This window comes from Paenarthrobacter sp. 10L412 (genome assembly GCF_056395565.1).
The window spans coordinates 235255-262107 of record NZ_JBFTJT010000005.1 but is presented as its reverse complement, the minus strand read 5'-3'; the positions used below and the strand labels follow the sequence as shown (position 1 = coordinate 262107).

At 61.3% G+C, this 26853-nt stretch carries 26 protein-coding genes and 2 pseudogenes; 10 read left to right on the top strand and 18 right to left on the bottom strand.

The window, feature by feature from the left end; genetic code table 11:
- Window positions 1-7 precede the first annotated feature (7 nt).
- From AC1DD7_RS07870 to AC1DD7_RS07860, 3 genes are read right to left on the bottom strand one after another with little or no spacing between them, the layout of a single operon-like run.
- Window positions 8-874, bottom strand: coding sequence for a 3-methyladenine DNA glycosylase (locus AC1DD7_RS07870; protein ID WP_477514537.1), 867 nt, complete (start codon window positions 872-874; stop codon window positions 8-10).
- Window positions 875-908: 34 nt separating this feature from the next.
- Window positions 909-1529 (bottom strand): serine protease inhibitor, encoded by a 621-nt coding sequence (locus AC1DD7_RS07865; protein WP_477514504.1) that lies wholly within the window; start codon window positions 1527-1529, stop codon window positions 909-911.
- A gap of 24 nt (window positions 1530-1553) precedes the next feature.
- A complete protein-coding gene (locus tag AC1DD7_RS07860) occupies window positions 1554-1820 on the bottom strand; it encodes a helix-turn-helix domain-containing protein (protein WP_223947860.1) in 267 nt (88 codons plus the stop codon).
- A 66-nt stretch (window positions 1821-1886) separates the two neighbouring features.
- On the opposite strand from AC1DD7_RS07860, the gene map reads away from it, so the two are divergent.
- Window positions 1887-2657: a type I methionyl aminopeptidase gene (gene map, locus AC1DD7_RS07855; RefSeq protein WP_477514503.1), complete on the top strand. Its 771-nt coding sequence runs from the start codon at window positions 1887-1889 to the stop codon at window positions 2655-2657.
- Window positions 2658-2704: 47 nt separating this feature from the next.
- Here the strand turns inward: map and AC1DD7_RS07850 are convergent, their stop codons facing one another.
- Window positions 2705-3193: a MarR family winged helix-turn-helix transcriptional regulator gene (locus AC1DD7_RS07850; protein ID WP_477514502.1), complete on the bottom strand. Its 489-nt coding sequence runs from the start codon at window positions 3191-3193 to the stop codon at window positions 2705-2707.
- Window positions 3194-3279: 86 nt separating this feature from the next.
- Here AC1DD7_RS07850 and AC1DD7_RS07845 point away from each other — a divergent pair, with 86 nt between their 5' ends.
- The 3 genes and pseudogenes from AC1DD7_RS07845 to AC1DD7_RS07835 all read left to right on the top strand — a co-directional run bounded on the left by AC1DD7_RS07845 (window position 3280) and on the right by AC1DD7_RS07835 (window position 5136).
- Complete coding sequence (locus tag AC1DD7_RS07845) at window positions 3280-3504, top strand: hypothetical protein (RefSeq protein WP_477514501.1); 225 nt, start codon at window positions 3280-3282, stop codon at window positions 3502-3504.
- Window positions 3505-3592: 88 nt separating this feature from the next.
- Window positions 3593-3981: pseudogene (locus tag AC1DD7_RS07840) on the top strand (DUF4913 domain-containing protein); the annotation flags it as partial.
- Between the two features lie 106 nt (window positions 3982-4087).
- Window positions 4088-5136: pseudogene (locus tag AC1DD7_RS07835) on the top strand (PDDEXK nuclease domain-containing protein).
- 200 nt (window positions 5137-5336) lie between these two features.
- On the opposite strand, the gene ppgK reads toward AC1DD7_RS07835, so the two are convergent.
- The 12 genes from ppgK to AC1DD7_RS07775 form a co-directional block, all read right to left on the bottom strand.
- The gene (ppgK, locus tag AC1DD7_RS07830) at window positions 5337-6131 is read right to left on the bottom strand and encodes a polyphosphate--glucose phosphotransferase (protein WP_477514500.1); all 795 of its coding nucleotides are present in this window, start codon (window positions 6129-6131) and stop codon (window positions 5337-5339) included.
- A 184-nt stretch (window positions 6132-6315) separates the two neighbouring features.
- Window positions 6316-7317 carry a sugar phosphate isomerase/epimerase family protein gene (locus tag AC1DD7_RS07825; RefSeq protein WP_477514499.1) on the bottom strand — a complete coding sequence of 334 codons (1002 nt, stop codon included), beginning with the start codon at window positions 7315-7317 and terminating at the stop codon, window positions 6316-6318.
- A 1-nt stretch (window position 7318) separates the two neighbouring features.
- On the bottom strand, window positions 7319-8452 hold the full coding sequence (locus AC1DD7_RS07820; protein WP_477514536.1) for a Gfo/Idh/MocA family protein: 1134 nt from the start codon (window positions 8450-8452) through the stop codon (window positions 7319-7321).
- A gap of 222 nt (window positions 8453-8674) precedes the next feature.
- Entirely contained in the window at window positions 8675-8953 is a 279-nt protein-coding gene (locus AC1DD7_RS07815) for a hypothetical protein (RefSeq protein WP_477514498.1), read from the bottom strand.
- A gap of 183 nt (window positions 8954-9136) precedes the next feature.
- Window positions 9137-10057 carry an alpha/beta hydrolase gene (locus tag AC1DD7_RS07810; protein WP_477514497.1) on the bottom strand — a complete coding sequence of 307 codons (921 nt, stop codon included), beginning with the start codon at window positions 10055-10057 and terminating at the stop codon, window positions 9137-9139.
- A 657-nt stretch (window positions 10058-10714) separates the two neighbouring features.
- Window positions 10715-11458: a sugar phosphate isomerase/epimerase family protein gene (locus tag AC1DD7_RS07805; protein ID WP_477514496.1), complete on the bottom strand. Its 744-nt coding sequence runs from the start codon at window positions 11456-11458 to the stop codon at window positions 10715-10717.
- Window positions 11459-11501: 43 nt separating this feature from the next.
- Complete coding sequence (locus AC1DD7_RS07800) at window positions 11502-12386, bottom strand: carbohydrate ABC transporter permease (RefSeq protein WP_477514495.1); 885 nt, start codon at window positions 12384-12386, stop codon at window positions 11502-11504.
- Window positions 12386-13345, bottom strand: coding sequence for a carbohydrate ABC transporter permease (locus AC1DD7_RS07795; protein WP_477514494.1), 960 nt, complete (start codon window positions 13343-13345; stop codon window positions 12386-12388). The genes AC1DD7_RS07800 and AC1DD7_RS07795 overlap by 1 nt, the downstream gene beginning before the upstream one ends.
- A 9-nt stretch (window positions 13346-13354) precedes the next feature.
- Complete coding sequence (locus AC1DD7_RS07790) at window positions 13355-14683, bottom strand: ABC transporter substrate-binding protein (protein WP_477514493.1); 1329 nt, start codon at window positions 14681-14683, stop codon at window positions 13355-13357.
- A 67-nt stretch (window positions 14684-14750) separates the two neighbouring features.
- Window positions 14751-15539, bottom strand: a complete 789-nt coding sequence (locus AC1DD7_RS07785) for a hypothetical protein (RefSeq protein ID WP_477514492.1) — start codon at window positions 15537-15539, stop codon at window positions 14751-14753.
- Window positions 15536-16618, bottom strand: a complete 1083-nt coding sequence (locus AC1DD7_RS07780) for a Gfo/Idh/MocA family protein (protein WP_477514491.1) — start codon at window positions 16616-16618, stop codon at window positions 15536-15538. The genes AC1DD7_RS07785 and AC1DD7_RS07780 overlap by 4 nt, the downstream gene beginning before the upstream one ends.
- Window positions 16619-17024: 406 nt before the next feature.
- A complete protein-coding gene (locus tag AC1DD7_RS07775) occupies window positions 17025-19691 on the bottom strand; it encodes a GH116 family glycosyl-hydrolase (protein ID WP_477514490.1) in 2667 nt (888 codons plus the stop codon).
- A 197-nt stretch (window positions 19692-19888) separates the two neighbouring features.
- Between AC1DD7_RS07775 and AC1DD7_RS07770 the strand changes: the two genes are divergently transcribed.
- The 5 genes from AC1DD7_RS07770 (at window position 19889) to AC1DD7_RS07750 (ending at window position 22995) form a co-directional block, all read left to right on the top strand.
- The gene (locus tag AC1DD7_RS07770) at window positions 19889-20569 is read left to right on the top strand and encodes a TetR/AcrR family transcriptional regulator (protein ID WP_477514489.1); all 681 of its coding nucleotides are present in this window, start codon (window positions 19889-19891) and stop codon (window positions 20567-20569) included.
- Window positions 20570-20936: 367 nt separating this feature from the next.
- Window positions 20937-21338, top strand: coding sequence for a Dabb family protein (locus tag AC1DD7_RS07765; protein ID WP_477514535.1), 402 nt, complete (start codon window positions 20937-20939; stop codon window positions 21336-21338).
- Window positions 21339-22023: 685 nt separating this feature from the next.
- Entirely contained in the window at window positions 22024-22254 is a 231-nt protein-coding gene (locus AC1DD7_RS07760) for a hypothetical protein (protein WP_477514488.1), read from the top strand.
- A gap of 190 nt (window positions 22255-22444) precedes the next feature.
- A complete protein-coding gene (locus tag AC1DD7_RS07755; RefSeq protein ID WP_477514487.1) occupies window positions 22445-22804 on the top strand; it encodes a LapA family protein in 360 nt (119 codons plus the stop codon).
- Complete coding sequence (locus AC1DD7_RS07750) at window positions 22801-22995, top strand: hypothetical protein (RefSeq protein ID WP_477514486.1); 195 nt, start codon at window positions 22801-22803, stop codon at window positions 22993-22995. Before AC1DD7_RS07755 ends, AC1DD7_RS07750 begins: the two co-directional genes overlap by 4 nt.
- 102 nt (window positions 22996-23097) lie before the next feature.
- Here the strand turns inward: AC1DD7_RS07750 and AC1DD7_RS07745 are convergent, their stop codons facing one another.
- Together AC1DD7_RS07745 and AC1DD7_RS07740 are read right to left on the bottom strand one after the other, a co-directional pair.
- Window positions 23098-23397 (bottom strand): DUF4193 domain-containing protein, encoded by a 300-nt coding sequence (locus AC1DD7_RS07745; RefSeq protein ID WP_216921958.1) that lies wholly within the window; start codon window positions 23395-23397, stop codon window positions 23098-23100.
- 157 nt (window positions 23398-23554) lie between these two features.
- The gene (locus tag AC1DD7_RS07740; RefSeq protein WP_477514485.1) at window positions 23555-26047 is read right to left on the bottom strand and encodes a beta-glucosidase; all 2493 of its coding nucleotides are present in this window, start codon (window positions 26045-26047) and stop codon (window positions 23555-23557) included.
- Window positions 26048-26188: 141 nt separating this feature from the next.
- Between AC1DD7_RS07740 and AC1DD7_RS07735 the strand changes: the two genes are divergently transcribed.
- On the top strand, window positions 26189-26788 hold the full coding sequence (locus AC1DD7_RS07735; RefSeq protein WP_477514484.1) for a TetR/AcrR family transcriptional regulator: 600 nt from the start codon (window positions 26189-26191) through the stop codon (window positions 26786-26788).
- Window positions 26789-26853: the final 65 nt, after the last annotated feature.

Here is a 26853-nt window from a genome sequence, read left to right as displayed (position 1 = left end):
CGCTCCTCTAAAGAAGCGATTCGATTGCCTGAAGCACGCGGGCCCGCAGCGTCTGGGATTCGGCCGCGAAAGCCCGCTGGTACTCAACGTACTCGGCCTTGCCCTGCGATGTCTCGATCCTGATGGGCGGGTAGCCCCATTCTTCGAGGTCGTAAGGGGAGGCCTGCATGTCCATGGTCCGGATCCGCCAGGACAGTTCGAAGCAGTCCATCACCAACTCGCTGGGCAGCGCCGGAGTCAGTTTGTAGGCCCACTTATACAGGTCCATGTTGGCGTGCAGGCAGCCAGGTTGTTCCATGGTGCGCTGGTTCTCACGGGTGGGCGTGAACTCGTTCAGCGGGATGGCGTCCGGCGTGTAGAAGCGGAAGGCATCGAAGTGGGAACAGCGGATACGGTTCTGCTCCACCACGGTGTCAGTGCCGTCCCCGCCAAGCCGCAGCTTCAAGTACTCGTGCCGCAACTCGAATTTCTCCTGCCGGTACACCATGGCCCACTCATGGAGGCCGAAGCAGCCGAACTGACCCGGGCGCATCGCGGTGCCTTTGAGGATAATGCCGGCGAAACTGACGGCTTCGGCGCGTTGGGCCATGAAGCTGTCCCTGTCAAAGGTGACCGCGGGCGTACCTGGCGGCAGTCCGACGGCGGCGAGGTCGCCGTCGTCGAGCATGCGGTAGAACTTCCAGTTGGCGCGCTCAAGGGCACGCTCGCCACTTAGCACCACGCCGTCGCCGGGATGCCAGCGCAGCAATTGGCCAGGCTTCTGGGTGTAGTACGTGAAGAGGAAGTCCTCCACGGGATGTTTCTTTCCTGCCGAGCGGCGGGCCAAGTAGGGGTCGGCGTAGCGGGCGACGCGTGCATGATGGGCGGCCTCCATCCCGAGCCAGTGCTCTTGGGGGAGGTGCTGCGGCCTAAGCTGCTCCACCGCTGGAACCGATGATGGCGCTGGCCGCGTCCCACAAGGCGATTTGGCAACCGTCGGTGCGGCTGAAGGAAGCGGAGATTTCCATGCCGTCAACGGCGCCGGTCACCTTGGCCGTTTGCGGCCCGCCAAACTGTTGGATGCACTCTTGGTCGCTCCTAATGGGTGCGTGGCTTAGCAGCGAAGGATTGTTCTTCAGTGCCGTGCAGGCCGCGTTCGCGGTGGGGTGTTTGCTTTCGGCTGCCGGGGCGCCGTTTACGCAAACGAGCGTGTAGTTCTGCGGTGCTGCGCTGGCGGACTCCAGAACCGTGATGGAGAGTTCAGCGTTTCCCTGTCCCGGCGTGGGTTGTGCTCCCGGGAGGCTGGGGTCCGGTGCTGTGTCTTCGGGGCCGAGGGTTGTGGGCACCTGGGTGGGCGTGGGGCTGGATTGCGTGGGACTTTCGCTTGGACTGACGGACGACGACGGCGCGGAGGCAGCGCTGCTCGACCCACCCGGGGCGGGGGTGCCCGAGCAGCCGGCCAGGCCAGCGAGGGCCAGGACGGCTATGAGGGGCCGAACTCCTGTGAGGGGCCGGACTCCTGTGAGGGGCCGGACGAGGCGCGAGCGCATGGAATCTCCTTGGTTGCTGCCATTTTATGCGGGTGCCGCAATGCTTTCGGGCTGGCTGATCCCCGCCCACACCTCATCGAGGGACAGCCCGAGGACATCGGCGATCGCTGCGATGGTCTGGAATGCCGGGGTTGCCACCCGTCCGGACTCAATCTTCCGGAGCGTCTCCGGTGAAACCTGGGCCTCAAGCGCAATTTCCAGCATGGAGCGCCCTCCCCGGGCGCGACGCAACATGGCGCCGAGACGCTGTCCGCGCTCGACCTCTTCAGCTGTGAGTGGCAATCTGACCATGGCTCCAATTCTAATACCGGGATAATATGGCCGGGATAGTTATTGGTTGAATGGGAAAGGCGCCGCATGATCGAGATTCTGAACCGCACCGAACTGCATCGGGCAAAGGAGGCCGGTGCCTTGGTTGCCGACATTCTTCAGGCAATGAAAAGCCGCAGCGCCGTAGGCGTCAACCTCCTGGAGATCGATCAGTGGGCTCAAGCCATGATCATCGATGCCGGGGCCCAATCCTGCTACGTCGACTATTCGCCCTCCTTTGGTCGCGGCCCTTTTGGGCACTACATCTGCACGTCCGTCAACGACGCCGTACTCCACGGACTCCCTCACGACTACACGCTTGCTGACGGCGACCTGGTGTCCCTGGACATCGCCGTTTCCAAAAGCGGTGTCGCTGCAGACTCTGCCATCAGCTTCATAGTGGGCGATTCAAAGCCCTTGGGCAGCCTGGCAATGATTGATGCGACGGAGCGGGCCTTGAGTGCAGGGGTGGCCGTCGCCGGACCCGGCACCCGCATCGGCGATATCTCCCACGCCATAGGCTCGGTCCTCAGCGAAGCGGGATACCCGATCAATACCCAGTTCGGTGGTCATGGCATCGGATCGACGATGCACCAGGACCCGCACATTGCCAATACCGGGAGGCCGGGCCGTGGATACAAATTGCGCCCGGGACTACTGCTGGCGCTGGAGCCTTGGGTTATGGCGGACACCGCCGAGCTCGTTACCGATGCCGACGGGTGGACGCTGAGAAGCGCGACAGGCTGCCGTACAGCCCACAGTGAGCACACGATAGCCATCACTGACGACGGGGCTGAGATTCTCACCTTGGCGCACTGAGTGCTGGTGCTCAGGTGGCGCTGCGCTGGGTTGCCGTCCGCAGGGCCTCAGGTGGCGCTGCGCTGGGTGGCCGCAATGAGGCCGGTCATGGCCTGGTGGAGTTCGGCCACCTCCTCGCGACTGAGTTGCAGGCGCTCCCGGATTGCACCAGGAACCGCGGTTGCCTGCTCGCGAAGTGCTGCTCCCTTTTCCGTCAGCTTGACGGCAAGCGCACGCTCGTTGCCGGGCACGCGCTCGCGAGTGATGAGCTGGGCTTCCTCAAGTCGGCGCAGGAGTGGGGACAAGGTGGCGGGTTCGTGGAGGAGGCTGTCGCTAATGTCCTTAAGTGTCCTGGGGCTCCGCTCCCAGAGTGCAAGCATCACAAGGTACTGCGGATGGGTTAGCCCGAGCTGTTCGAGGATGGGCTTGTAGATACCCACCACGCTCCGCGAGGCAACGGTCAGCGCGAAGCACAGCTGGCGTTCCAGAAGGAGGTCGTCAGATTCGCTGGCCTGGCCTGTTTCATTGGTCTGGGTTGTCTCGCTGGTCTGGGTCATGGCTGCCTTCCCACCCAATTAGTTAGTGTACTAATTGTTAGTGTACTATGAACTTGTTGAGCCGTATAAAAGAGGAGTCGATCCGCGTGGCAAAGGAATCCTTTACACAGAAGTTCATGCGCGCTACGGGAAAGCTGAGGGTCATCTTTGGCCCGGCACACAGCAGCTCCATCGATCACGAAATGACCGAGGACAACCGCAGGCTCCTGGCCCAACGCGAAGCGGAGACGCAGCAATGGGAAACCCTTCGCCGCCCGGATGGCAGCACGTACGTGGTTCCCCGCAATCCGGACGATAAGTCGCTGCGCTAGAGGCCCCGCTTCATCCGTGTCGCTTTCTACTCCCGGTGCCTATTGGACGGATTTGAAGGCGCCCACGGTTTTAAAACGGTGCGCTGACATGACCATCGACATCGGACGCTTCAGCGAAGCCGCTGCCACGACCGCGGACGAACCCGCTCACGCAACAGGGAAAACCAGAAGCTGTCGGAACTGGTCTACCGTTCAGCCCAAGAATTCCGGCACGAGCATCTGCTGCCCACTTACGTCCGGGACGTCGACGGCCGCGCCGCCAAATCGTGCATCGAGAGGTACTTCCACCCAGAGGTAGTCTCCCGCGTCGAAGCGCTCTGGCGGGCCTGGGAACACCTCCGACTCGACGGAGCCACCGCAATCAGCGTCTGGTGGAGAGACCACGCCGACCACCACATGAACGTGCTCCTGGACCCCCGAGGACCGTTCTACAAATGCGACATGCAAAAACACCGGGACCCTGAACACCTCGGTCCTGCCGGCCATCGTCGGGACCTCCTGCGAATCACCGCCATCCTAATTGTCCAGACAGCGTCTGAACAATTGGGATCAAGCGCGTCTTTGGCCGCATTAGGGTGGGATGATGACCGACTCTCGCGACATGGACCTGCCCGACGGCTATGTGGATCTCCTCGAGGACTTGAAAGCGACAGTCAAGGCGGCCAGGACCAAGGCGCTTCGGACCATTAATACTCAGCTCATCGAGCTCTATTGGACGATCGGCCAAGAGGTCAGGTTCCAGCAGGACCGGCAGGGCTGGGGGAGCGGAGTGATCAAACGACTCTCGGAGGACCTGCGGAGGGAGTTCCCCGACATGAAGGGCCTGTCCCCCCGGAACATCCAGTACATGACAACTTTCGCGGCCATGTGGCCGGACGGGGCAATTGCGCAGCAGGCTGCTGCGCAATTGCCGTGAGGGCACATCATGGTTCTCCTGGACAAGAAACTCGGGCCTGATTCCACCAACGCCTACGCTGCGTCGGCAGTTCAGCACGGGTGGTCACGCAATGTGTTGCTGAACATGATCATGAACAGAACCCTGGAACGCACCGGGAATGCACCGTCGAACTTTGCGCAGCAGCTTGCTGCGCAATCATCCGAGCTGGCCCAACAGGTTGCCAAGGACCCGTACAACTTCGAGTTCCTCGGCCTATCCGGGAAGTGGCAGAACGTGACCTCGAAAACGCCCTGACCAGCCGGATCACCGAAACCCTCCGGGAACTCGGACCGGGGTTTTCCTTCGTTGGCCGGCAGGTGCACTTCGACGTCGACGGTGATGACTTCTACGTGGATCTACTCTTCTTTCACGTCGACCAGAACCGTTACGTCGTCGTCGAACTTAAGACCGGCAAGTTCCAGCCGGAATATGCTGGCAAGCTCAACTTCTACGTCGCCCTTGTCGATGACATGCTGCGCCGTGAGCACCACAACGAAACCATCGGCATTCTCATCTGCGGCACCAAGAACGACCGCAGCGTCCGGTACAGTCTGGGTCGCTCGACCTCGCCCATGGCGGTGGCAGCTTACACCTACGACAAGCTCCCGGCAGACGAGAAGCGCGCCCTGCCCGATGAAGGCCACGTTGTGGCCGCGCTGGAATGGGCCGACGCCGGCACAGAACCAGAAGACTGAGCCTTGGGGGCACCCGCAAACGCCGATAAGAAACCATATGTTGCGCCGTTGCCTATGAACGAGGGGTGTCAGGTTGCGGTCTATGAGTTTCTCGACCCGTAGTCAGAAAAGAAGAATCTAACCCTGTTTTGACGGCCTTTGCCCACGCTGCCTGACATCAGTTTGGGGTGTACTTCAACCTGCGCGCTACAACGAAGGGCTTAATTGCAGTTTGCTGCAATCGCATCCGGGTGAAGTGCAGCTACCTGAAGGGCTGCGCCGATGATGCCCGCGTCGTTCCTTAGTTTGGCCGGCAAGATCGGGGTATTCAGTTTCAATTTAGGAAGGTACTGGTCGGCGCAAGCTGAGATACCACCACCCACTATGAACAAGTCGGGGGAGAAGAGGAATTCAACGTGAGAGAAATAGCGTTGAAGGACCTCGCTGTATTGCTCCCAGTTCAAGTTGTTTCTCTGGCGGGCGACGGCCGAGGCCTTGGTTTCCGCGTCAAACCCGTCGATCTCAAGGTGGCCCAGTTCAGAGTTGGGCACGAGTTTTCCATCGAATACGAACGCCGAACCGATCCCTGTTCCCAGCGTGATTGCCAGGACTGTGCCATTAACACCTTCGCCAGCACCAAATTTCACTTCCGCCAAGCCAGCAGCGTCCGCGTCGTTGATGACCTCGACGATTCGATGAAGACGGTCTGTGAAGAGGGTTTGAATATCGAAGCCGACCCACGAAGCGTCCAGGTTTGCAGCTGAGCGGGCAACGCCGTGCTGGACGATCCCGGGGTAAGTAACCCCTACCGGTGCACCCACCCCTTGCGCTTCCATTCGCTGCTCCAGTTCCTGGACTACTTCTGCGACAACGTCAGCGATGGCATGTGGCGTGCGCAGACTTGGGGTCGCGATATGGACCCTATCTCCTTCAAGACGGCCAGTGGTGAGGTCAGTGATGCCGCCCTTAATGCCGGTGCCACCGATGTCGATGCCGATCATGGAAAGTGAGGTCATGCCTATGTTTGGTCCTCTGTTAGCTGTTTTAGGGATTTGCCGCGTCTGGACTTTGCGTGGCAGCGAACCGAGACAGAGGTGATAGCTGCGCGGCTTTCAGACGAGTGGCGGCGACATGCGTGCTTTCAGGATCGGTGACCACGCCGCTTGCTACATCAGCCGTTGTCAGCAGTTCTTGCAACGGTTAGTCTTTGCTGCTGAAGGCGGCGTCGAAGCTGGTTTTGGATGCCGGGAAGTCGTACTTTTTCAGGGCGGCGAGGGCTTCGGGGGCGCCGTGGAGGCGGTCCATGCCGGCGTCTTCCCATTCGATGCTGATGGGGCCGTTGTAGCCGATCGCGGCGAGGGCGCGGAAGGAGGATTCCCAGGGCACGTCCCCGCGTCCGGCGGAGACGAAGTCCCAGCCGCGGCGCGGGTCGCCCCAGGGCAGGTGGGAACCCAGGACGGTGTTGCGGCCGGTGGGCCGGAGCTTGGTGTCCTTGCAGTCCACGTGGTAGATCCGGTCCTTGAAGTCCCAGATGAAGGAGACGGGGTCGATGCCTTGCCACATGAAGTGGGAGGGGTCCCAGTTCAGGCCGAACGCGGGCCGGTGCCCGATCGCTTCCAGGGTCCTCACGGTGGTCCAGTAGTCGTAGGCGATCTCGGAGGGGTGGACTTCGTGGGCGAAGCGGACCCCGCATTCGTCGAACACGTCCAGGATGGGGTTCCAGCGGTCCGCGAAGTCCTGGTAGCCGGCGTCGATGACTTTTTCGGGGACGGGCGGGAACATGGCGACGTATTGCCAGATGGAGGACCCGGTGAACCCCACCACCGTGTCCACGCCGAGTGCTTTGGCGAGGCGGGCGGTGTGTTTCATTTCTTCGGCGGCGCGTTGGCGGACGCCTTCGGGCTCCCCGTCACCCCACACGCGGGACCCGACGATTGCTTCGTGGCGGAAGTCGATGGGGTCATCGCAGACGGCCTGGCCTTTGAGGTGGTTGGAGATGGCCCAGACCTTCAGGTTGTACTTTTCCAGGACGGCGAGTTTGGAGTCGATGTAGCCGGGTTCGTCCCAGCGCCAGGCGTCCAGGTGGTCTCCGGAGACGGCGATTTCCAGGCCGTCATAGCCCCAGCCCGAGGCGAGGCGGGCGACTTCCTCGAAGGGGAGGTCGGCCCACTGGCCGGTGAACAGGGTGTGCGGGCGGGGCATGTCAGGCTCCTTCAGTGGTGAACGCTTTATCGGTGACCATGGTGATGGTGCTTTTGTTGTTGGCTGATTCTTCGACAGCGGCCAAGACGCGTTGGACCTGCAGGCCTTCTTCGAACGACGGCGACGGCGCCTCCCCGGCCTGAACAGCCAGGAGGAAGTCCCGGATCTGGTGCGTGAAGGTGTGTTCCCAGCCGATGATGTGACCCTGCGGCCACCACGCACCCATGTAGGGGTGCTCAGGCTCGTTGACGAGGATCCGGCGGAAGCCCTGTTCCCGTACGGGGACGGTGGCATCGAGGAACTGCAGTTCGTTGAGGTTCTCCAAATCGAATGTGAGAGACCCCGCAGTGCCATAGACCTCGATCTGGAGGCTGTTTTTCTGGCCCGTGGCGACCCTGGATGCTTCGACGGAGGCCCCCATGTCACCGGTGAGCCAAAATGTTGCCCACACTGCGTCATCGACTGTGACCTCTTCGGGGCCGTCCGGGCCGGGACGCTGGTCAACGAAGGTCTTGAGCATCCCTGACGACTCAAGGACCGTCTGCCCGGTCAGGTACTGGATCTGGTCGATGGCGTGGGAAGCGATGTCACCCAGCGCTCCTGAGCCCGCGGTTTCCTTGCGGAGCCGCCAGCTCATGGGGGACTGGGCGTCGGCGAGCCAGTCCTGCAGGTATGCGGCCCGGACGTGGCGGATGGTGCCGAGCCTGCCTTCGGCTATGAGTTCACGGGCCAGCGCCAGGGCGGGGACCCGCCGGTAGTTGAACCCGATCATGGACTGGATGCCGCGGGCACGGGCTTTCGCTGCGGCCGCGGTCATGAGCTCCGCCTCGTCCAGGGTGTTGGCCAAGGGCTTTTCCACCAGGACGTGTTTGCCGGCTTGGAGGGCGGCGATGGCGATTTCGGCATGCATGTAGCCCGGGGCGCAGATGTCCACGACGTCGATGTCATCGCGGGTGATCACCGTTCGCCAGTCGGTGGCTGATTCAGCCCAGCCGTACTTGGCCGCTGCTTCAGCGACGGCATCGGCGTCCCGCCCCACAAGGACCTTCTGTTCGAAGGCCGGGACGTCGAAGAAACTGGCCGCGTTGCGCCACGCGTTGGAGTGGGCCTTTCCCATGAAGGCATAGCCGATCATCGCCACCCCAAACGTATGACCGATTTCGAGGGGGACTTCAGCGGGGCCGAAGCGGTTTTGATAGGAATCGCCAGAGAGCATGGTGCTTCCAATGTCCGTACCGGGCAGCGGCGTGTTCTTGTGTGACTTCTCGTCCAAAATGACTTCCTTTCGATGCGTGGAGGCGTGGGGGGATCGGCAAGGCGACCGTGTGTGCCGTGGTCGGTGCCGAGGTGGTTTGTTTCAGTGGCGCTTTTCATGGATGGTGCCGCAGGGCACGCTCGGATCGACTTGGACGGTATACATGTCGATGTCTTGTTGAATGACGAGGATGCCGTGTCTGTGTTCGAACGCGGCAGGTATCAGTTCGTCGACGGCTTCGCTGATTTTCCGGTCCCGGCTCTGTGTGTCGTCCTCTGTCGTGACCTGAACGGACAGCGAGAGCGGTGAATGACCGGGCAGGTCGCTGCGTGTGAGGAAGCCGTCCTCGTTGGTGGGCAGCCGATTGGCGTAGTGGGACATGTGCCCTCCTGGGCTGGTGAACAAGATGGCAGGGGAAAGACGAACAGATCTCAGACAGCGAATGCCGAGGACCGCATTGGTGACGGTAATTCCTGGCGAGGGGTCATAGGATGACTGATCTCGAGGACGGGCCTGAACCGGGATTTGCTTCTCAGCGAGGGTTTGCGAGGGGACACGGGGTTGTCACCGCACTGACGCTTCCGTGCTCGCCGACGAGCTATCGGCAGCTCGACCGTTGGCCCATGGTGAGGCGAGCCACTCAGCCATGCGGTGGATGCTCCGCTGGGCACCGACTGTCGTCGGTTCGTTGAGATGTCCGTGCTCTGTTCCGTGTTCCCTGACGGTTAACATGTCGACGCCGGCGCTGGCGAGTTCGGCGGCAAAGGCGTCGCCGGATGCGCGGATGGTGTCCACGTCGGAATTGAGGATGAACGTGGGTGGAAAGCCGGATAGATCATGCCCACCGGGGAATGCATAAGGGTCGTCCAACTGCTGGGGGTCTCCGTTCACATAGTTCAGCGTCAGCCCTTGGACGCCTTCCGCTGTGAGGGGGATGCCAGGGGCCGGGGTGGTTGCGGCAAGCTTGGCCGCCAGTTCGTTGCTGAACTGCGGCAACTGCGGGTGCAGCAGCGGGTAGACGAGCAGCAGCCTAGAGGGCATGGCGAGGCCCTGATCGCGCAGGCGCAGAGTCAATCCTGCTGTGAGTGTTCCCCCTGCGCTTGCTCCACCCAGCGCCCAGCCGGCGGGACTCTGCGAATGTAGTTCTGTGTTTGCCCAAGCGAGAACAGCCTCCATCTCGTTGATTGCTACGGGGTAGTAGGAGTTACCGGCGCCCGGTTCGGCGCCGAGGTCCAGTGCCCACTGAGGGGCCGGGGCGAGTCGGTAGTCCACGGCGACGACGGAGATCCCGGCCTCGGCCAGGCTGGTGGCGACCCAATCGCTCTCGGCCATGTCGAGGTCGCCGTAGATGTACGATCCGCCGTGGCACCACACCAAGCCGACCGGCTCGGGGCGGGATATCGATGGCGTGTAGATGCGGACCGGGATGTCCCCGTGCGGCCCCTGGAGTTGTCGGTTCTCGGTGTGGACGTTGCTGTCCGTCATGGGTCTATTCCTCTCTTAGGCGCTGGCGCAGGAACGCTGTACGGTCCGGCCGGCTAATCCTTCGTAAATGCGGGCCCATGAAGCTCCCTGTGGCATCTGGGAGGGTTTGGGCAGATACGCAAAGCTTGTGCCGGAACTCTGAATATCTGGACTTCAGCACGGGCATGAACGACGTTCGAAACGAGCACGTCTTTACGAGGCGAGGCGGATAAAGGTTCCCGGCAAATTTTCTTTAATCCACCTGCTCGACGCTCCTTCCTGCATCAGCCACAACACGAATCCATCGATCGTCACGTCATCCACCCGGCCGCGGTCAATCAGCCTCCATTTTCAAAAATTTCAATGTCTTGGCCTTTGAGTGTTGTCCAGTCGTCGGCAGGCCTCCAGGAGACAGTCACGAAGGGTGTTCTTGGCTGGGAATCAGGCAAAGCAGATCCTTAATCTTCGCTGAGGAGTCCCACCAAGGTTTCTGCTCTATTGCCGGGCATCGAAGTAACTCACACTGTGGCGTGCCGGAGGCTGGACTGCGTACGGCCCGTGAACGCGTATCTGGCCATCGGGGGCTCATCGGGGCCGAGAATGTATTGAGTTGCTTCTAAACGGTTCTCTGGCCATATGCGGGCCTAGGTGTGGGAGGCCTGCCGGGGGGAGTGGCGGTTATCCGCTCAGTTCTTCGACGCTGGACAGGTATGCCAGGGACCTGCTGATGCCCTCGAAAAGGTCCCCGGTGTAGTCATCAAATTCCACTACACCTGTTTCCAGTGATGTGGCTGCCCGGAGGATGTCCGGGACGTCCATTGCTCCCTCGCCGGCAGGCAGCTGGGCCGTGGTATCGGTACTGATCGGGCCGTCCTTGATATGGATGAACTTCACCCGGTCACCGAGGCGGGTCAGTAGATCTGCGGCGTTTTGCCCGGCCACGGCCGCCCAATACGTATCGATTTCCAGGACAACTTCGGGCTGCAGCTTGCTGGCGAAGTACTCGAGGGCGGTGTTGCCCTCGATCGTGCTCTCCAGTTCCCAGGCATGGTTGTGGTATCCAACGCGGATGCCATACTCGGCCCCTTTCCGGGCCGCAGCGTTAAGTTTCTCCGCTGTGGCCTGAATGCTTTCTGGGTCCTGCCAGTGTTCTGCCGGCAGGAACGGATCGATAACTGTGGTGATGCCAAGTTCCTTCGCCGCGGCGAAGATCTCATCCTGGTCCTGGCTTAAAAGCGGGGCGTGGCCGGAAGGAGCGGTGAGGCCGTTTTCCTTCAACGCGGCGCTGAGCTCTTTGACGGTGGCCACGAAGTTGTACGGTTCCACTTTCTTGAATCCAATAGCGGCCACTTTCCTGATGGTGCCTGGTAAGTCTTCCTGGAGGGAATTGCGAAGCGTGTAGAGCTGGAGAGAGTAGGACATGTTTTCCTTTGACGATTTTGTGCGTCGAGTCTTGTCGCGTGTGTCAGCGTCCGGCGAGGGAACCGCCGATACCGCCGACGCTGAAGTATCTGTTCAGGGTGGCGAAGACGATTATTGGCGGGACCATCATCACGACGGCGAGGGCCATGACTGAACTCCAGTCGGTGAGGTTCTGCTGGAAAAATGACTGGACACCCAGTGGCAGGGTGATGATCTCGGTTGATCGAAGGAACACGATGGCCACGAGGTAGTCGTTCCAGGCGAGCAGGAAGGAAAAGATCGCTGTGGAGAGGACTCCTGGCAGGGAGTTGCGCAGCACGACCTTGGCAAAGGAGCCGAAGACCGAGCAGCCATCGATCCAGGCTGCTTCCTCCAGGCTCATCGGAATGGAGTCGAAGTAGGCGGCCATCATCCACGTCGCCACGGTCATCGTGGACCCCACATAGATGATGGTCAGGCCCAGAAGGTTGTCCACCAGCCCCATCCCGGCGAACAGGATGAACAGCGGTACTACTGAGGTGATGATCGGCAGGGACTGCATCACAAACAGGAGCAGCGAGTAGCCGGAGACTGCCTTGCTCCTGCCGCGGGAGAGGACATAGCCGGCCGGTGCTGCCACGGCTACTGATACGACGACCGTCGCCAAGGCGGTGACCAGGCTGTTCTGCAGCCAGGTGGTGGCGAGCGTTTGGGAGAAGATGTAGCCGAAGTTCTCCAGGGTAAGGCCTGTGGCGGTACTTGTCCGTCCTGGTGTCAATGAGAGAACCATCGTGACCATGATTGGGATCAGGACGATCGCGGTGATGGCAAGGATCAGGGCGAACCTCCACCAGCGCCCGCGCATACCGGCTTCAGGAAGCACAGGGGGTTTGCTTGTGGCCCGCGGAAGCCGGCCAGCCTCCGCGGTTGTATGCAGTACTGCATTCATTATTCGACGCTCGACTTTCGGATCTGGCGGTAAAGAATGACCGACACCACGACGAGGGTGAGAGTCATGAGGAAGGCGATGGCCACGCCCGGGCCCGTCTGGAAGTTCTGAAAAACGGTGCGGTAAGCCAGAACCACGAGAGAAGTAGTCGCATCGACGGGACCTCCGCCGGTCAGCAGGTAAATGGTGGGAAAGTCATTGACACAAAAGATCGTCATGAGGATCCAGCTGATGTAGGTCGAGCGGGAGATCAGCGGGAGCGTGACCTGGCTGAACTGCTGCCACCGGCTGGCGCCATCCATGCTGGCAGCTTCGTAGACCGAAGTGTCCACGGAGGCCAGGGCCGAGGATGTCATCATCATCATGAACGGGAAACTGACCCACACCTTGAAGATCATGACGGTAACGGCGGCCAAGGTAGGGTCGGCCAGAAACAAGGGGCTACCCATGCCGAGGCTGCGGAACAGCGCAGGCACGGGACTGTCGGGCGTCGCCACCAGCCAGTTCCAGGCCGCCGCGGAGACTACGATCGGTACGACCCAAGGCAGGAGCAGCAGCACCTTAAAGACTCCGTTTGCCGGGATCTTGGTACGCAACAACAGGGCCAGTCCCATTCCGACAAGCCAGGAGCCGAACACTCCCACGACAGTGAACAGCACGGTGAATCGGGCGGCCTTCCAGAACGCCCCGGATGTGAGCACGCTTGCGAAGTTTTCCCCCCCGATGAACTTGCCGGTCTCGATCAGGGAACCGTCATGGGTGGCTTGCACTCCGGCATAGATGAGGGGATAGGCATAGATGAGTACCAGCAGCACCACCGAGGGCAACAACAGCCAAAAGAAGGTGCGGCGGGTCTGGGTACTGAGCTTGCCCTTGCGGTTTCCCGGCGTGCCTGGCCCGCCGGGGGCTACGCCCCGGCGGGCTCGGCCCAGGCCGATGCGGGCGGTGGATGAGGTCACGTTTTAGCCTTACTTTTTCATAACTGATTCGATGCCGGATTGCAGGTCCCGCAGTGCGGTCTTCGCATCGGTCTTGCCGCCGAGCACCGTCTGGGTGAACTGGCCGAGGAACTGGCCACCTTCAACAGCTGCCAGGGCGGCGAAGAGCCTGGTGCCTTGGGCGCTGAACGACTTGGAGATCGGCTGCCAGTCTTTGATGATCTTGACGTTGTTGGCATCCTTCTGGAACTCGGGAAGTTCCGTGATGGATTTGAACACCGGCATCGCTCCCACGACGCCCTGCTTCCACAGTTCCTTCAGCTGGCCCAGGTAGTAGACAAGGAATGCTTCCGAAGACTCCTGCGACGGCGTGTTCTTGTACATCATGATGTTGTTGCCGTACGTGAGGGTTGCTTTGTCACCGTGCGGGCCAACGAGCGGATTCGCGACCAGGATGTCACCTGTGGTGTCCCCGGTGCGCTGGGTAAGGCCAGGGGAGTGGAGACCGAAGGCGATCTTTTTGTCCTTCCACTGGCTGGTGAGGCTGTCCTCGTTGTAGCTCACCGCGGCCGGGTCCACTACGCCGTTGGCCACAAGTTCGCGGATGAACTCCACGGCCTCGACGTTTCGGTCATTGAGGGCATCCGGCTGGCCGTCCTTGGTAAACAAGCCGCCGCCGTTGTTGAGCAACATCTGGACCACGGACTGGGTTCCGATGTTGTTTCCGGCCCCGGCACCAGTTCCGAAGGCGAATGCCCCAATGGTTTTGAGTTTCTTGCCGGCTTCCAGCAGTGTGGGCCAGTCCTTGGGAAGTTCAGTTCCTGCCTGCTCGAACAGTGACTTGCGGTACCAGAACACACGCGGGTCCAGCTGCCAGGGGACGGCGATATAGCCCTTGTCGGACTCAAAGGGTTCGAGGACGCCCGGAAGGAAGTCATCGAACATACCGTTCTTTTTCAGTTCCTCGATGACCTTGTCGGCGTAGGCGATCTGGTTCTGCTCTTCGAACTGGAACGCCTGGAATCCGGCACCGGTGGATACTGCCGGCCCCGTCTTGGACGCGATGGCCGAAGAGAAGGTCTGGTAGTAGTTGTTCCACGGGATTTGCTGATAGGTCGCTTTGGCTTTTCCGCCTTCAGGTGCATACGATTCCGTGATTTTCTTGGCTGCCTCCGTGTACGAGGCCGGCCCCCATGGCATGTCCCAGAACTTTACCGTGCCACCGGCGCCCGAACCTCCGCCTTGGGAGGATCCTCCGGTACAAGCGGCAAGAAGCGGTACGGCGGCAACCGCGGCCGTGAGTCCTAGGAAGCCGCGGCGTGAGACTGATTTGGCGGTAGTGCTGTTGGGATTCGTCATTGTTCTTTCCTTTTCTGGCCTGGTGTCCCGGGCCTTGCTCTTCGTTGAGATGGATGAATTGGATCTGCTAGGGATATGCGATCGCGGTTCGGAATTCCGCAAGGTCCGGTGCAGTGGAACCGCTGGCAGCCAGGACTGCCAAGCGTTTCCACGTTGCGCGGTGGGATGACTCGTAAATAGTTGGAGAGGTCAGTGCACCTTGCGGGTCTGTTCTCTTCAGCGTTGCCGGGCGGGCGGTGTCAGGAGCCGGGATCGAGAGGTCGACGCAACCGTTCTTGGTCAGCATCCGGACACGCACGTCGTTGTTCAAAGCGTTTGAGACTACGGCCGCTATGGTCAGGGGCGCCCCCGAGCCGGTGAGAGTGGCAGCAACGGCGAAACCATTTTTGTTAGTGCGGAGAGTGCGAACGTCATCCAGGGGTCCCAGAAGCCTCCCGGCCAGCACCAGGAGTTCGGCCCTCACCTGCTCGATGGGAATGCTGTTGCATATGTAGGCAGTTACTTCAACCAGGGCGCTGTCAGGGGCTGCCAGTTTGTAGACCTCCGCTGCCTGGGCTACCGCAGGGTTGGAAGCCCAGCGGAAGCCGAGCACCACGGGTACCGACTTGCTGGCCGCCAGTCGTTCAAGGGACTGCGTGTCGCCTGGTTCCGGCGCGATCACCGCGACCCCGGCCGCACCCTTGGCGATGGTCTCGCCGGCTCGATGCGCCCAACCGTTCGTGCCGGACACGCCCTGCAGCGCCGCCGTATCCGTCTGTCCCGGTGCGAGGGACATGGGCAGGGACGCAATGACCGCTGCGACCGCGCCAGTCTGAGCGGCGCCGTTGTCCGCATGAACGTCGAATGTAGTTCTCATGCTGCGGCCTCTTGTCGTTTCAGTGCTGCCGACGCCGCCGCGTCGGCTGTTGCGAGTGCAAATTGCAGGTCCTGGATAAGAGCGTCGGCGCTCGGAGGATTGGCTTCGCCCCGTGCCAGGAGCGCAAGGAACTGCCATTCCCCTTCGTAACCGTTGGCGTCAAAGGGGCCAAAGACTTGAGTCTTCTCGCCGTCGGATATTTCGGCTACGGCTGATCCGGCCTGCACATAGGAGGGTGTGAAGGTCACCTTCAGGGACTGCATGTCACTCATCGCCTCGAAGGTCCATTCAGGTTCCCAGCTGTCGGACATGACTGCCTGTAGATCAATGGTCCGGCCACCGGCCTGGACGACGATCAGGTAGCCGAAGGGCTCCAGGGCCTCGGCACGAAGTACCTCGAGATCGGTGAACGTCGGGACGAAGCGGCGCACCAGCGGAAGATCGTGGATCGCCAGACCCATCACTCCTCCGCGGATCGAGCCCTCCAAAACGGCTGGATCGCGAAGGTCAGGAGCCGGGGGAGTGGCCGGACGGGCAACGACCTCCGTGGCGAAATCCTCAAATCGGGGATTTGGAGGCAACACAATTGAAGACCGCAAGGTGTGTGCTGTCTCCGCCAGGTCGCCCCAGGCTTCCACCGCTGCTGTCCACCCCGGGTCGAAAGTGTGCATCGCTCCCACAATGATCGGCACACCGGTCTCGGCAGAAACTTCCGAGATTCGGGCCGCTTCTTCACCGCTCATTGCAAAGGGCTTTTCACACAGGATCGCGCGCTTGCCGGCCCGGCACGCGGCGATGACTTGCTCGGCGTGGAACTGGTGGGGGCTGCAGATCACCACTACTTCGACCTCAGGGTCAGCCAGCAGCGCTTCGACGCTGGTGGAAAAGCGTGCACCTACACGTCCGGCCACTGATTCAGCAATGCCTTCGTCCACGTCCATCACATGTGCCACAAAGAACGTCTGGGTGAGCCTTGCCAGGGTGGGAAGGTGAATTGCCTGCGTCACGGGGCCTGCTCCCAGTATTCCGACGCCTAAAAGCGGTGGCGCTGTTGACTTCTGCTGTTCGACAGCGGACATGTGCATCTCCTCATTGATCTGAACACCTGAGTCGCAGCGTGTGGGCTACGCCACCCGAAAAGACATCATGCGTTTACTTTTCACTAAATATAAACAGGTGTTTTGGATTTGGCAAGACGCCAACAGGACGGGATACCGAGGAAGGGAAGTGGTGGCTTGTCAGCTTCACTAGCTACGCCGCCACTCGGCGAGCCCCCTCGGGCTCGACCGTGGGCGTGCGCGTAGGTGCGCAGCTGTCCTCAAGTAGGTCGAACCAAGGCATCGAGTGGCCGTTCGGCACTGGCGGGAGGAATCGTCGGTCACACTGCATCCGATGGCGGAACCGTGCCTCACGGACGTGATGAGGACGCAGGGTCACCATCTGACCCTGCGTCCTCAGTTGATGCACGCGCGTTCGTCTACAGTGTCACTGGCGGCGGGCCGATGCGTACGTGTCCCAGGCGGCTAGGGCTCGCACGTAGTAGGCCGCCCGGTAGGTGGTCGTGTCGTAGCCGTTCCACGCCTCTGGGGTGTTGAAGGCGTAGGCGCCACCTGCGGCCGCAGTGGGGCTGTATATCTGGTGCACCAGACCCTCCGCGAGCTCGTTGCCATCGGCGACCAGATCGGGTCGTCCAAGGCGTCCGCCTTCCCGGATGAGCGTTCCGGCGACCTCGAAGTTCGTCCCAGTCCACACCTCTGCGGCTTGGAAACCGAGTTCCCTAGGCCGGTTGAGCAGGAACGGGTAGGGTTTGCCGCCGATGGGCACGAGGTTCGGCGCTCCGAGCATGTGCCCCGTGGAGTCCTTCACCTGCGTGAGCTGGTCGAAGGTGTTGGTCAGGTGAGCGGCTACACGTTCGGGCGGATTAATGTCCGCCAGCCCGAGCTGCTCGGCCACATGCTGAGGCCACAGCACGTCGACGAAGACGTCGGAGGATCTCTCGCCTGCGTCGGTGAACTTGTAGTAGCTCCCGGTCCAGAAGGCGGCCTCGTACGCAGCCTGGGAACTGGCCCGCGTGTGATTGAGGGCGTCGACATCGACCGTCGAGGCTTCGGGGATACCGAGCCGTTTGGCGTCCTGAGTAGCGGCTGCCATGATCTCCGTAGCCAGGATGTACAGGCCGGAGTTGTAAACGCCGTGCACCCCGCCGGATTGCCCCATCACGTCATAAGTGCTGGCGAAGACGGCCGGCTCGGTGGGAAGCGTGTCTCCCTGCGGTATCCGGGGTAGGGCGTCGTGCGTCCATGCGCGCACCATCGCCGGGTAGGTGTCGCGCAGCAGCGAATCGTTGCCTGAGCTTCGATACGCGCCGTACGCGCGGAGGAGGTACTTAACGGGACGGTCGAAGAAGGTATCTTCGGGTGCGGCTGAGCCGGTAGATTTCTCCCACAGCAGCCACGGCGCGCTCAACTGCCACCAGATATAGCCGTCGATCGGGGGGTTGAAGCCCGGACTTCCAGGCACTCGGCCGTTGGGGTCTTGGGCAATCATCTCGGACGTCGCGCGGACCGAGTCGGCTTCGATGGAGGGAAACAGCTCACGCAGGGCTATCGCCATCTGACCCTGGACGTCGACCTCCCCGGCGTCGGCCCAGCCACCACCCGTGAGCGTATGGAACAGGTGGGTGCCAGGGACCGCCGCGCCTACCCGGGGTACGTCGGTCTGGTGTGGACTGGAGACGAGGCCCGCTTCCCAGAAGGAGCCGTTGAACGTGAGCTGATTTAGTTCGTTCAGCGCTGCCATGCGGATCGCCGGCGACACCGTGTCATCGAAGGCCACCGGCTTCCACCAGCGTTCCACCGCTTCCTTTGCCTCGTCCTCGCGTGCTAGGTTCCGCGCTGCGATGGCAAAGCCCTGGTTGCCGGGATAGCTGCCCGGGACGTAGTTGTTCTGGGCGTCTTCACGCGCTCCGTAGAAGGAGGTGTAGCGCCGCATCCAGGATGTGTCGCCCGCAGTACCGAAAGAGATCTGTGGGAAGTCCCAGGCCAGGACGAAGCGAACGGTTTGCGTTTTGTGGGCCGGCAGGTTCATCTCGACTGCGAGGGCGCTGGCGGAGTTGCTGCCGTCGAGGGCAGCGTTGGGGAGGCTGCCGGTTGCACTAAACGGGGTGTAGATGTCAGAGCCGTCGCCTTCGGCGTTCCAGGACGTTGCGTATGTGACTCGCTGTCCGGGTTCGCTTCGCACAGCAGTGGTCCACTCGCTGTTCTGCGAGTCTGCGGTGTTGGTGGGGCTGGAAGCCCCCAACGTGATACCCGTGATTTTGTTGCGGTGATCCTCGGTCTCGTGGCTGGTGAAGCCCGTGCGGACACTGGGAACGGAGCTGGGGGTGTTCTGTACTGTGCTGCCCACGTGAGCTGGAGCGTTGGGGAAGGTGAACATGGTCGACACGTTCGTCGGCTTGCTCGTTTCGTTCGTGAGTTCAACATCGAAGTAGGCGACTGGTTGGGAGGAGGACTCGTCGTTGCCGGCCACGAGGGGTGTCCAGAAAGTTGTTGACACGGATGTGGCGGGCACGGGGTCGGCGTAGTCGATGCGTCCGAAGGGGTAGAGCGCGCTGTATGTCCCGCTCCCAGCGTCCAACGTCGACCAGGCAGGGAGGACGGACCCGAACTCGGAGCTGTTGACGGCGAGCGTCTTGGTCGTGGCGGTTTGGCCTGGCTGCTGTTCACGAATGTGTATGGCGGCCTGGGGCAGGATGCGCTTCTCGTAGTTCGTGTTTGTGGATCCGCCCATGTTCCACGGACCGAAGGTCCCGGCCTGGTTGATCATGAACGAGCCTGCTCCGAGTCCACCGAGCGGAATACCGAGGCCGGGCTGAGCCATGGGGTTGCCGAGCTGGAACGGCGAGGTATTGGGGTCGGAGGCATCGCCTGCACAGCGTTGCCAATCGTGAGTGCTGCATGGGGTGCTTCCAATGACTCCGAGAGGCCGCTGGTATGCGGCTTCACCCAGGGCCGAGCGCCCCGCCGGTTGGGCGGCGGGCGCGGGCGGCGACGACGCTAGGGCTGGTGCGATAGTTGTGGCGGCTATGCCGGCTGCGACGGCAAGGGCGGTTAGCCTCCGGCGTCGGCTGTGGCTTTTAAACAAGGTTGGCATTTTCATCAGGCTGTTATCTCGTACTGTTCGAGAGCGGACATGTACATCTCCTCATTGATCTGAACACCTGTCTCACTGGATGTGCGCTAGGCCACCCAAAAAGAAACCGAGCGATTCGGTTTCGCCAAACATAAACAGGTGTTCCTGATTTGGCAAGAGGGCCATAGGATGGGGTACCGAGGAAGGGAAGAGATGGTATGTCAGCTTCACTCATGAGCCGAGGCCCGTATAAAAAGGGGCTCCAACGGCGCCAGGAAATCGTCGACGCTGCTGCACGCATATTCGCCAGGCATGGGTATCACGCGGGCTCATTGCGTCACATAGCCGAGGAAGTTGGCGTAACCGGAGCGGCTCTAATCCGCTACTTCGGCAGCAAGGAAGGGTTGCTGATAGCGGTTTTGCGCCACTGGCAGGAAGAGTCGTCCCGTTGGCAGGGGCCCCATACAGGTCTTGAACACATCCGGGCCCTGATTCCGCTCATGCGCTACCACACGACGCACCGCGGGTTCATCGAACTTTTTCTGACCCTAAGTACTGAGGCCTCAAACCCAGACCATCCGGCCCGCCACTTTATCGTCAAGCGCTACGAAGATTCGCTCCATGGTTTCAAACGGCAGTTGAGCATTGCCCGGGACGCCGGCGACATCCTGCCGCTTCCCGATGACGCAATCGATCTGGAGTCGCGCTCTTTGATCGCACTGATGGACGGAATGGAGCTCCAGTGGCTGCTCAATCCCGACCTTGACCTTGTCAGTAATTTCCAGGCGCAGGTGAACATCACAATCTCCCGCTGGACCGGAAAGAGCATCGAGGAAGTCGCGCTCGAGACACAGAGATGGCTGGAACGCGTGGACTCCGCACGCACTGCCGCACCTTGAACGTCCACCTGAAATTTGTCGCCTGAACGCTTCCGTTACTGGTTCGGCTGAACAGCTCTGTCCTGCCGCGACCCCACAAGACATCAGTACCCGTTCTCCGCCGCAGGATCCTTCGACTCCACTGCCGGCCGGGAGGAATGGCACAGCGCAGAGTAAGCAACTGCGCCCTGGCCGGCACACTTCTGCCCGGACAGACCTAGCTTCACTAACCCAGGCAGGGAAGGAACACCCTCCCGCCTAAAAGAAACAGACGAACAGGACACACATGACGGATGATGCTGAAAAGCAACGCGAAATAACGCTGACAAGCCCTGACTATGAGCCCGGAACTATCCGGCACATCGTGGTGTTCCGCTAGCGAGAGGACATCGACGGAAAGGACTTACAGAAAATCGAGCGAAAGTTCCACGAGCTCCAAACATCCAAGCGGAATGGACGCCCCTACATCCGGAGTATCGAGTCGGGGCCACAGAACAGCCCCGAAGGACTAGGTCAGGGATTCCATCAGGCCTACATAGTCTCCTTCGCCTCACAGGGTGACCGAAACTATTACGTCGGCGAACCATTCATCACTAATCCGGCGCTGTATGACCCGATGCGCCACGCTTTCAGTCCTTCATCACGAACAGCGATCAGGAGAGTAGCGTTCTCGTCTTCGACTTGCAGCCTGCGCCAACCACCAATCGGCCATAAAGCACCGCTGGCTTGGGTCCTCTTGTTTAGCTACTCCCCGCCTATTTTAAATTGGCCGATAACGGAGATTTCGTAAAGCTGAAAGTGTAAGAGGCGCTCGAGTGCAACTTCCTTGTGCCATGGATTTGGTGAGGTTCGCACGCTCGACCTGAGTACGACGCAAAAGAGCTATGTTCCGGCCTCCTTGAGACAAAATGGTCAGGAGTCTGTCAGGCTGGGCGACCGTCCAACGATCTCGGGAACTTCGCTGCGATACGGCGCCATAGAGTCAGGCTTGGCCATTTTTTAGTATTCGTTTGCGGCCGCAGGAGTCCGCATTGCGCCACGCACCGATCCAAACACAGAGAGTTTCCAGCCAAGCAGCCTCAGATCCGGAATCACTCCACACCGTCCGTAGATCAGGGACCAATAAGGAGCCAGGTTCCCAGCCTCGTCTTTATCTACCTCGACGGATCCGCTGGGACCATCGCCGAGCGGCTGATCCAACGCCAACACGAATACAGGACGGCGTCGCTCCTGACATCCCAAGAAGCCACCTTGGAGCCCCCGCGCGTGGATGAACCCCACATTGCGGTTCCCTTGGAATCGCCACTGGAGGCCGCAGTGGAATGCGTTCTGGCCTCCTTGGCAGCCCTGGTCCCGCCATTTCAGGCGCCAGACGGTCGCTCCTTTTCCGCCCCGCGGGCGTAAAATATGCGTACTGGTACGGCATGCGCCGTCCTGCCGCTTTTCTCTCTCCCGTTGAAAGGAGGTGGAAGAACATGGGACGCAAGTTGGAAAACTTTCAGCACGTGACCGAGCGGCTGCAGTCCGTCTTCGGACCAGCAACCCATGGGGACACGGACACCCCTGTTGTGCACAAACACGACGACTTCGAAACGGCTTCCGAGGAAGACTTGAAGAATTTCGACGTTGAGACCGATTCGGAAGGTCATCACTACGCTGTCCGGAACAACGATCCCGGGCCAACTTCAACTGACTACAGCGTGTGACCACCAGTAACTGTGACCGTCAGTAACAACGGCATCCATAGACCGAAGGACCGGACCGCGAACTCCGGTCCTTCCTTATTCCGGTCCTTCCTGCCCGCCCACTGTTGAGCCACTTATAAGCATGCTTATTATATGAGTGCACGGACATGTGATGGGCACACATACGTTCTGGGAAATGAGGGGACTGTCAATGAGCGCTCAAGATGATGCCGCAATGGCCCGGGGAGGTTCTGGACGGGCGGAACACACACAGCGGCGGGTGGCACCGGGCAGTTCCCGGCCCACACGAACTGCTGCGATCTGGGTGGCCGTAGCTGTGGGCCTGGTGGTGTTGGTCCTGTTGATCGTGTTCTTCGTTCAGAACCAGGACATGGTCACCGTCCGGTTCTTCGGATTGGAAGGGGTGCTCGCCCTCGGAACCACGCTGTTCATCGCAGCTGTTGGAGGAGGCGTGCTGGTGGCGCTTGCCGGCGGTGCGCGGATTCTTCAACTCAGGGTGAGCAACCATCGGCGCCAGAAGATGATCGGCGGACAAGGAGGCGGGCTATGACGGACACTCCACTGGAGGACGACAAGTCGCCGGACCGTCCTGCTCCAGAGGATGGCAGGGAGGCCGCCGGTCTCCTTGGTGATGCTCTTTCCCCTGTGGTTGCACCTGAATACACCGACGAGGAGCGACTGTCCGAGCCCGATAAGTCCGAGCCCGATAAGGAGGGCAGGCAGGAAACGGGCGACAAGTAGTTAATTGCGGAAGGACCGGAGCTTGTGCTCCGGTCCTTCCGCAATGAATCCCGACGGCGGCACTCCCTGACGATTCATGTTCCGCCGGGGTGGTGGTCGTCTTTAGCCTTCGCAGTCAGTGCAGTAGGCGACGCCATCCTTTTCGCGGGCAATCTGCGAACGGTGGCGGACCAGGAAGCACGAGTTACAAGTGAACTCGTCGTTTGCCTGGGGGATGACCTGGATGATGAGTTCTTCAGCGACGATTTCGCCGCCGGGACCGTTGGCGTCCAGGCCGTCAGTTTCGTCGAGTTCAAGAACCACGCTCTTGGCCGTGGGGGCGCTGGCGGACTGGAGCGCCTGGAGGGACTGCTCCTGGTTCTCTTTTACATCGGTACGGAGTTCGTCGTAGTCGGCTGCCACTTTTTGATGCCTCTTCGTGTTAGGGGGTTACCGGGTATGCAACGTACAGCATGCCATGAAAATTCCATACCATACCCCAGATACGGCGCTTGTGGCGAAAACCACGTGCGTGGCGGCCCAAAAAAGGCCGCCACGCCGCGCCAATTGCCCTCTATTATTACCGCACCTCGATGTCCAGAGTCTGGAAGCTGTCCGAAACGTGGCGACCCACCAGCAGCCGGAAGGTTCCACGCTCAAACTGCCAGCCGCCGTCGTAGTGCGCAAAAGCCTTTGCCGGGATGCGGACTTCAACGCTGTCAGTCCCCGCTGGAGCAAGGTGGGTTCCTGCGTAGCCTGCCAGCCAACGGACCGGACGTTCCACGGCGGAATCGGTGCGCTCGAGGTAGACCTGAACAACTTCACGTCCCGTGCGCGTGCCGGTGTTCTTCACCGGGACGTGCACAAGCACATCGTTGCCGGCCGTGACCGACTGTGGCGCGTGGGCGGTGCCGAACTCGAAGGTCGTATACCCGAGTCCGAAGCCGAAAGGCAGCGCCGGAGCAGGGCCGCCAGCGCCCTGCTGCTTGAGCCAAGCGCGGTACCCCACATGAATTCCCTCGGAGTAGACCACTTTGCCGTCCACGGGAGTGGTGTTCAGGACCGGGACATCTTCAAGGGCTGCCGGCCACGTTGTAGGGAGCCGGCCGCCAGGTTCCTCGGCGCCAAGCAGGATGTCTGCAATCGCGCTGCCGAACTCCTGTCCACCGAACCAACCCAGGAGCACTGCGTTTACCTTTTCGAGCCACGGCATCACCACCGGTGAACCGGAGTTCACAACCACCACCGTGCGTGGGTTGACTGCGGCGACAGCCTCAACGAGTTCGTTCTGGAACCCGGGGAGGTCCAGGTCCTTACGGTCAAAGCCCTCGGATTCGATGGCTGCATTGGTTCCAACGACCACAACAGCTGCATCGGAAGCACGGGCGACTTCCACCGCGGCGTCGATCTCCGCCTGGGGATCAGCCACTACCGTTTCTTCGCCCAGCAGGATTGCCGTGAACGGGATGATCTGTTCCTTGGGGAGGCGGTATTCGGCCTCGATTCGCACGCTCTGGCCGGCCGCGGCCTCGATTGCGTGAACAGTCTTGGGCGGATCGAAGAGTGCAGCACCCAGGACGTCGGTGTCGTCCTGGATCTCATCGTTGAAGACTTCGGCTCCATTCAATGAGAGACGGATGTGCCCCACAGTGCCCACTCCAAGATGGTGGATACCTGCCGAATCGGCCGTCCAGTCGGTTTCCATCCGGATGATGGCGGCGCCTTCCGGAATGCCGATGCCGAACCAGATCAAATGTGAGGCGAGGCGGTCTTCGCCCGAAATCTCTGTGCCGTCCTCCGCGAGGAACGTCACGCGGATCCCCGGGACGTTGGAGACCGGGTTGTGCAGTGAAGTCCGGGAGAACGCCTGGAGGCCCTCGGCCACCTTGGCGCCGCGCGCGTAGGTGACACGGACGCCGTCGGGCAGTGCATTACGCAGGCCCTCCAGTGGCGAGACGGTGTACTTGGGCATCACCGTGGCGCTTCCGCCGCCTTGCGTCCGGGCCTCTGCCGCATTGTGGCCAATCACCGCAACGCTGTTCAGCGTGGCGGCGTCCAGCGGCAGGATGCCGCCTTCGTTGCGGACCAACACGGCGCCGCGGACGGCAACTTCACGCGCGACGGCGGCCCCGTCCAGTTTGGCGGGGAGCCCGATGACCGCGGGCTCGAAGCCTTCGAGGGAGCCGACGCGGGCAGCGAGTCGCAGGATACGGGTGACCTTTTCCAGGATGGCCTCCCTGCTGACTCGGCCATCGTTGACGGCGGCCAGAAGATTGGGTCCCCAATGACCTACAGGCCCCGGCATTTCCAGATCCTGGTGGGCGTTTGCGGCCTCAACGGAACGCACTCCCGTCCAGTCGGAAACCACGACGCCTTCGAAGCCCCATTCCGTGGAGAGCGGGGTCTCAAGCAGCTTGTTTTCGCTCGCCGTGGTGCCGTTGATGGAGTTGTACGAGCTCATGACCAGCCAGGCCCGCGCCTCCGTGATGGCGTCTTCGAACGCTGCGAGGTAGAGCTCCCGCAGCGGGCGTTCGTCCACTACCGAGTCGGAAGTGAAGCGCTCCGTCTCGGCCTCGTTGGCCAGGTAGTGCTTGGGAGTCGCCCCCACGCCCATGGACTGCACTCCCGCAACGTACCCGGCGGCCATGGTTGCTGTGAGCCGCGGATCCTCGCTCATGCACTCGAAATGACGTCCACCCAGGGGTGAACGGTGAAGGTTGATGGTGGGCCCGAGTACGGCGTGGACGCCCTTACGGCGGGCCTCCTGGCCGAGAACCTGCCCGTAGCGGCGAGCGGTTTCCACGCTCCATGTGGCGGACAGGGCGGACGACGACGGGAGGGAGACTGAGTCGTGGCGCTCGTCGAAGTCTTCGCCGCGGACGCCTGCGGGCCCGTCGGACAGGACGACGCGACTGAGCCCAATTTCAGGGATGGCGCGGGTGGACCAGACATCCGCTCCCGTCAAGAGTTGGATCTGCTGCTCCAGGGACAGGCTCTGTGCGAGTTCCCGGATGCGATCTTCGGCATCGGGCACGCCTGTTGCCAGGACTGCTTGGGAGAGTGTGGGGTTCATGTACTTGACTCCTGATGAACTCAATGACCCACCGTCGGGTCTTATCAGGAGACTTTAGCGACAAAAATCTAGTGTGACTAGGTTTTTATGGAAATAAATCTAGGACGACTCGATTTTTGATGGGTGAAATAGACTGACTCAATGTCTACTTCCAAGGCCCGCGGTCAATATGCGAAGGGTGCGGAACGCCGCGAACAAATCATCCAGACGGCTACCGACGTCTTTGCGACCGAAGGATTCGAAGGGACTGCGCTCAAGCGCGTCGCGGAACTCGTTGGGGTCAAGGAAGCCACCCTTTTCCACTACTTCAAGGGCAAGCAGGAACTCCTCACCGCAGTCCTGGCAGAGCGCGACCGACGGGCCATGGCTGTGGCCGGCCAGGAGGAGGTGGGCCTTAGCCTCATGCCCCCGATCGCCGAGCGGAACCGGCACGAGCCGGGGCTGACTACGCTGTACGCCGTCGCATCCGCCACAGCCAATGATCCCGGCCATGACTCCCACGGATACTTCAAAGAGCGGTACGAAAACGTGGTGCAGGGAATCAGCGAGGACATTGCCCGACGCCAGCAGACCGGTGAAGTCCGGGGCGACGTCGACGCGGGCATGCTGTCCAGATTGGTTGTCGCGGCGTTCGATGGCCTGCAGTTGCAGTGGCTCTATGACAAAGACGTGGACATGGCGGAGGGACTAAGGCAGCTCATCGACGTCCTGCTGGCTCCGGCGGAGCGTATCAGAGGCTAACGAAGGAAGGACCGGGGCGCTTGCCCCGATCCTTCCTGGTAAACCTCGACGGCGGTACTCGCCGT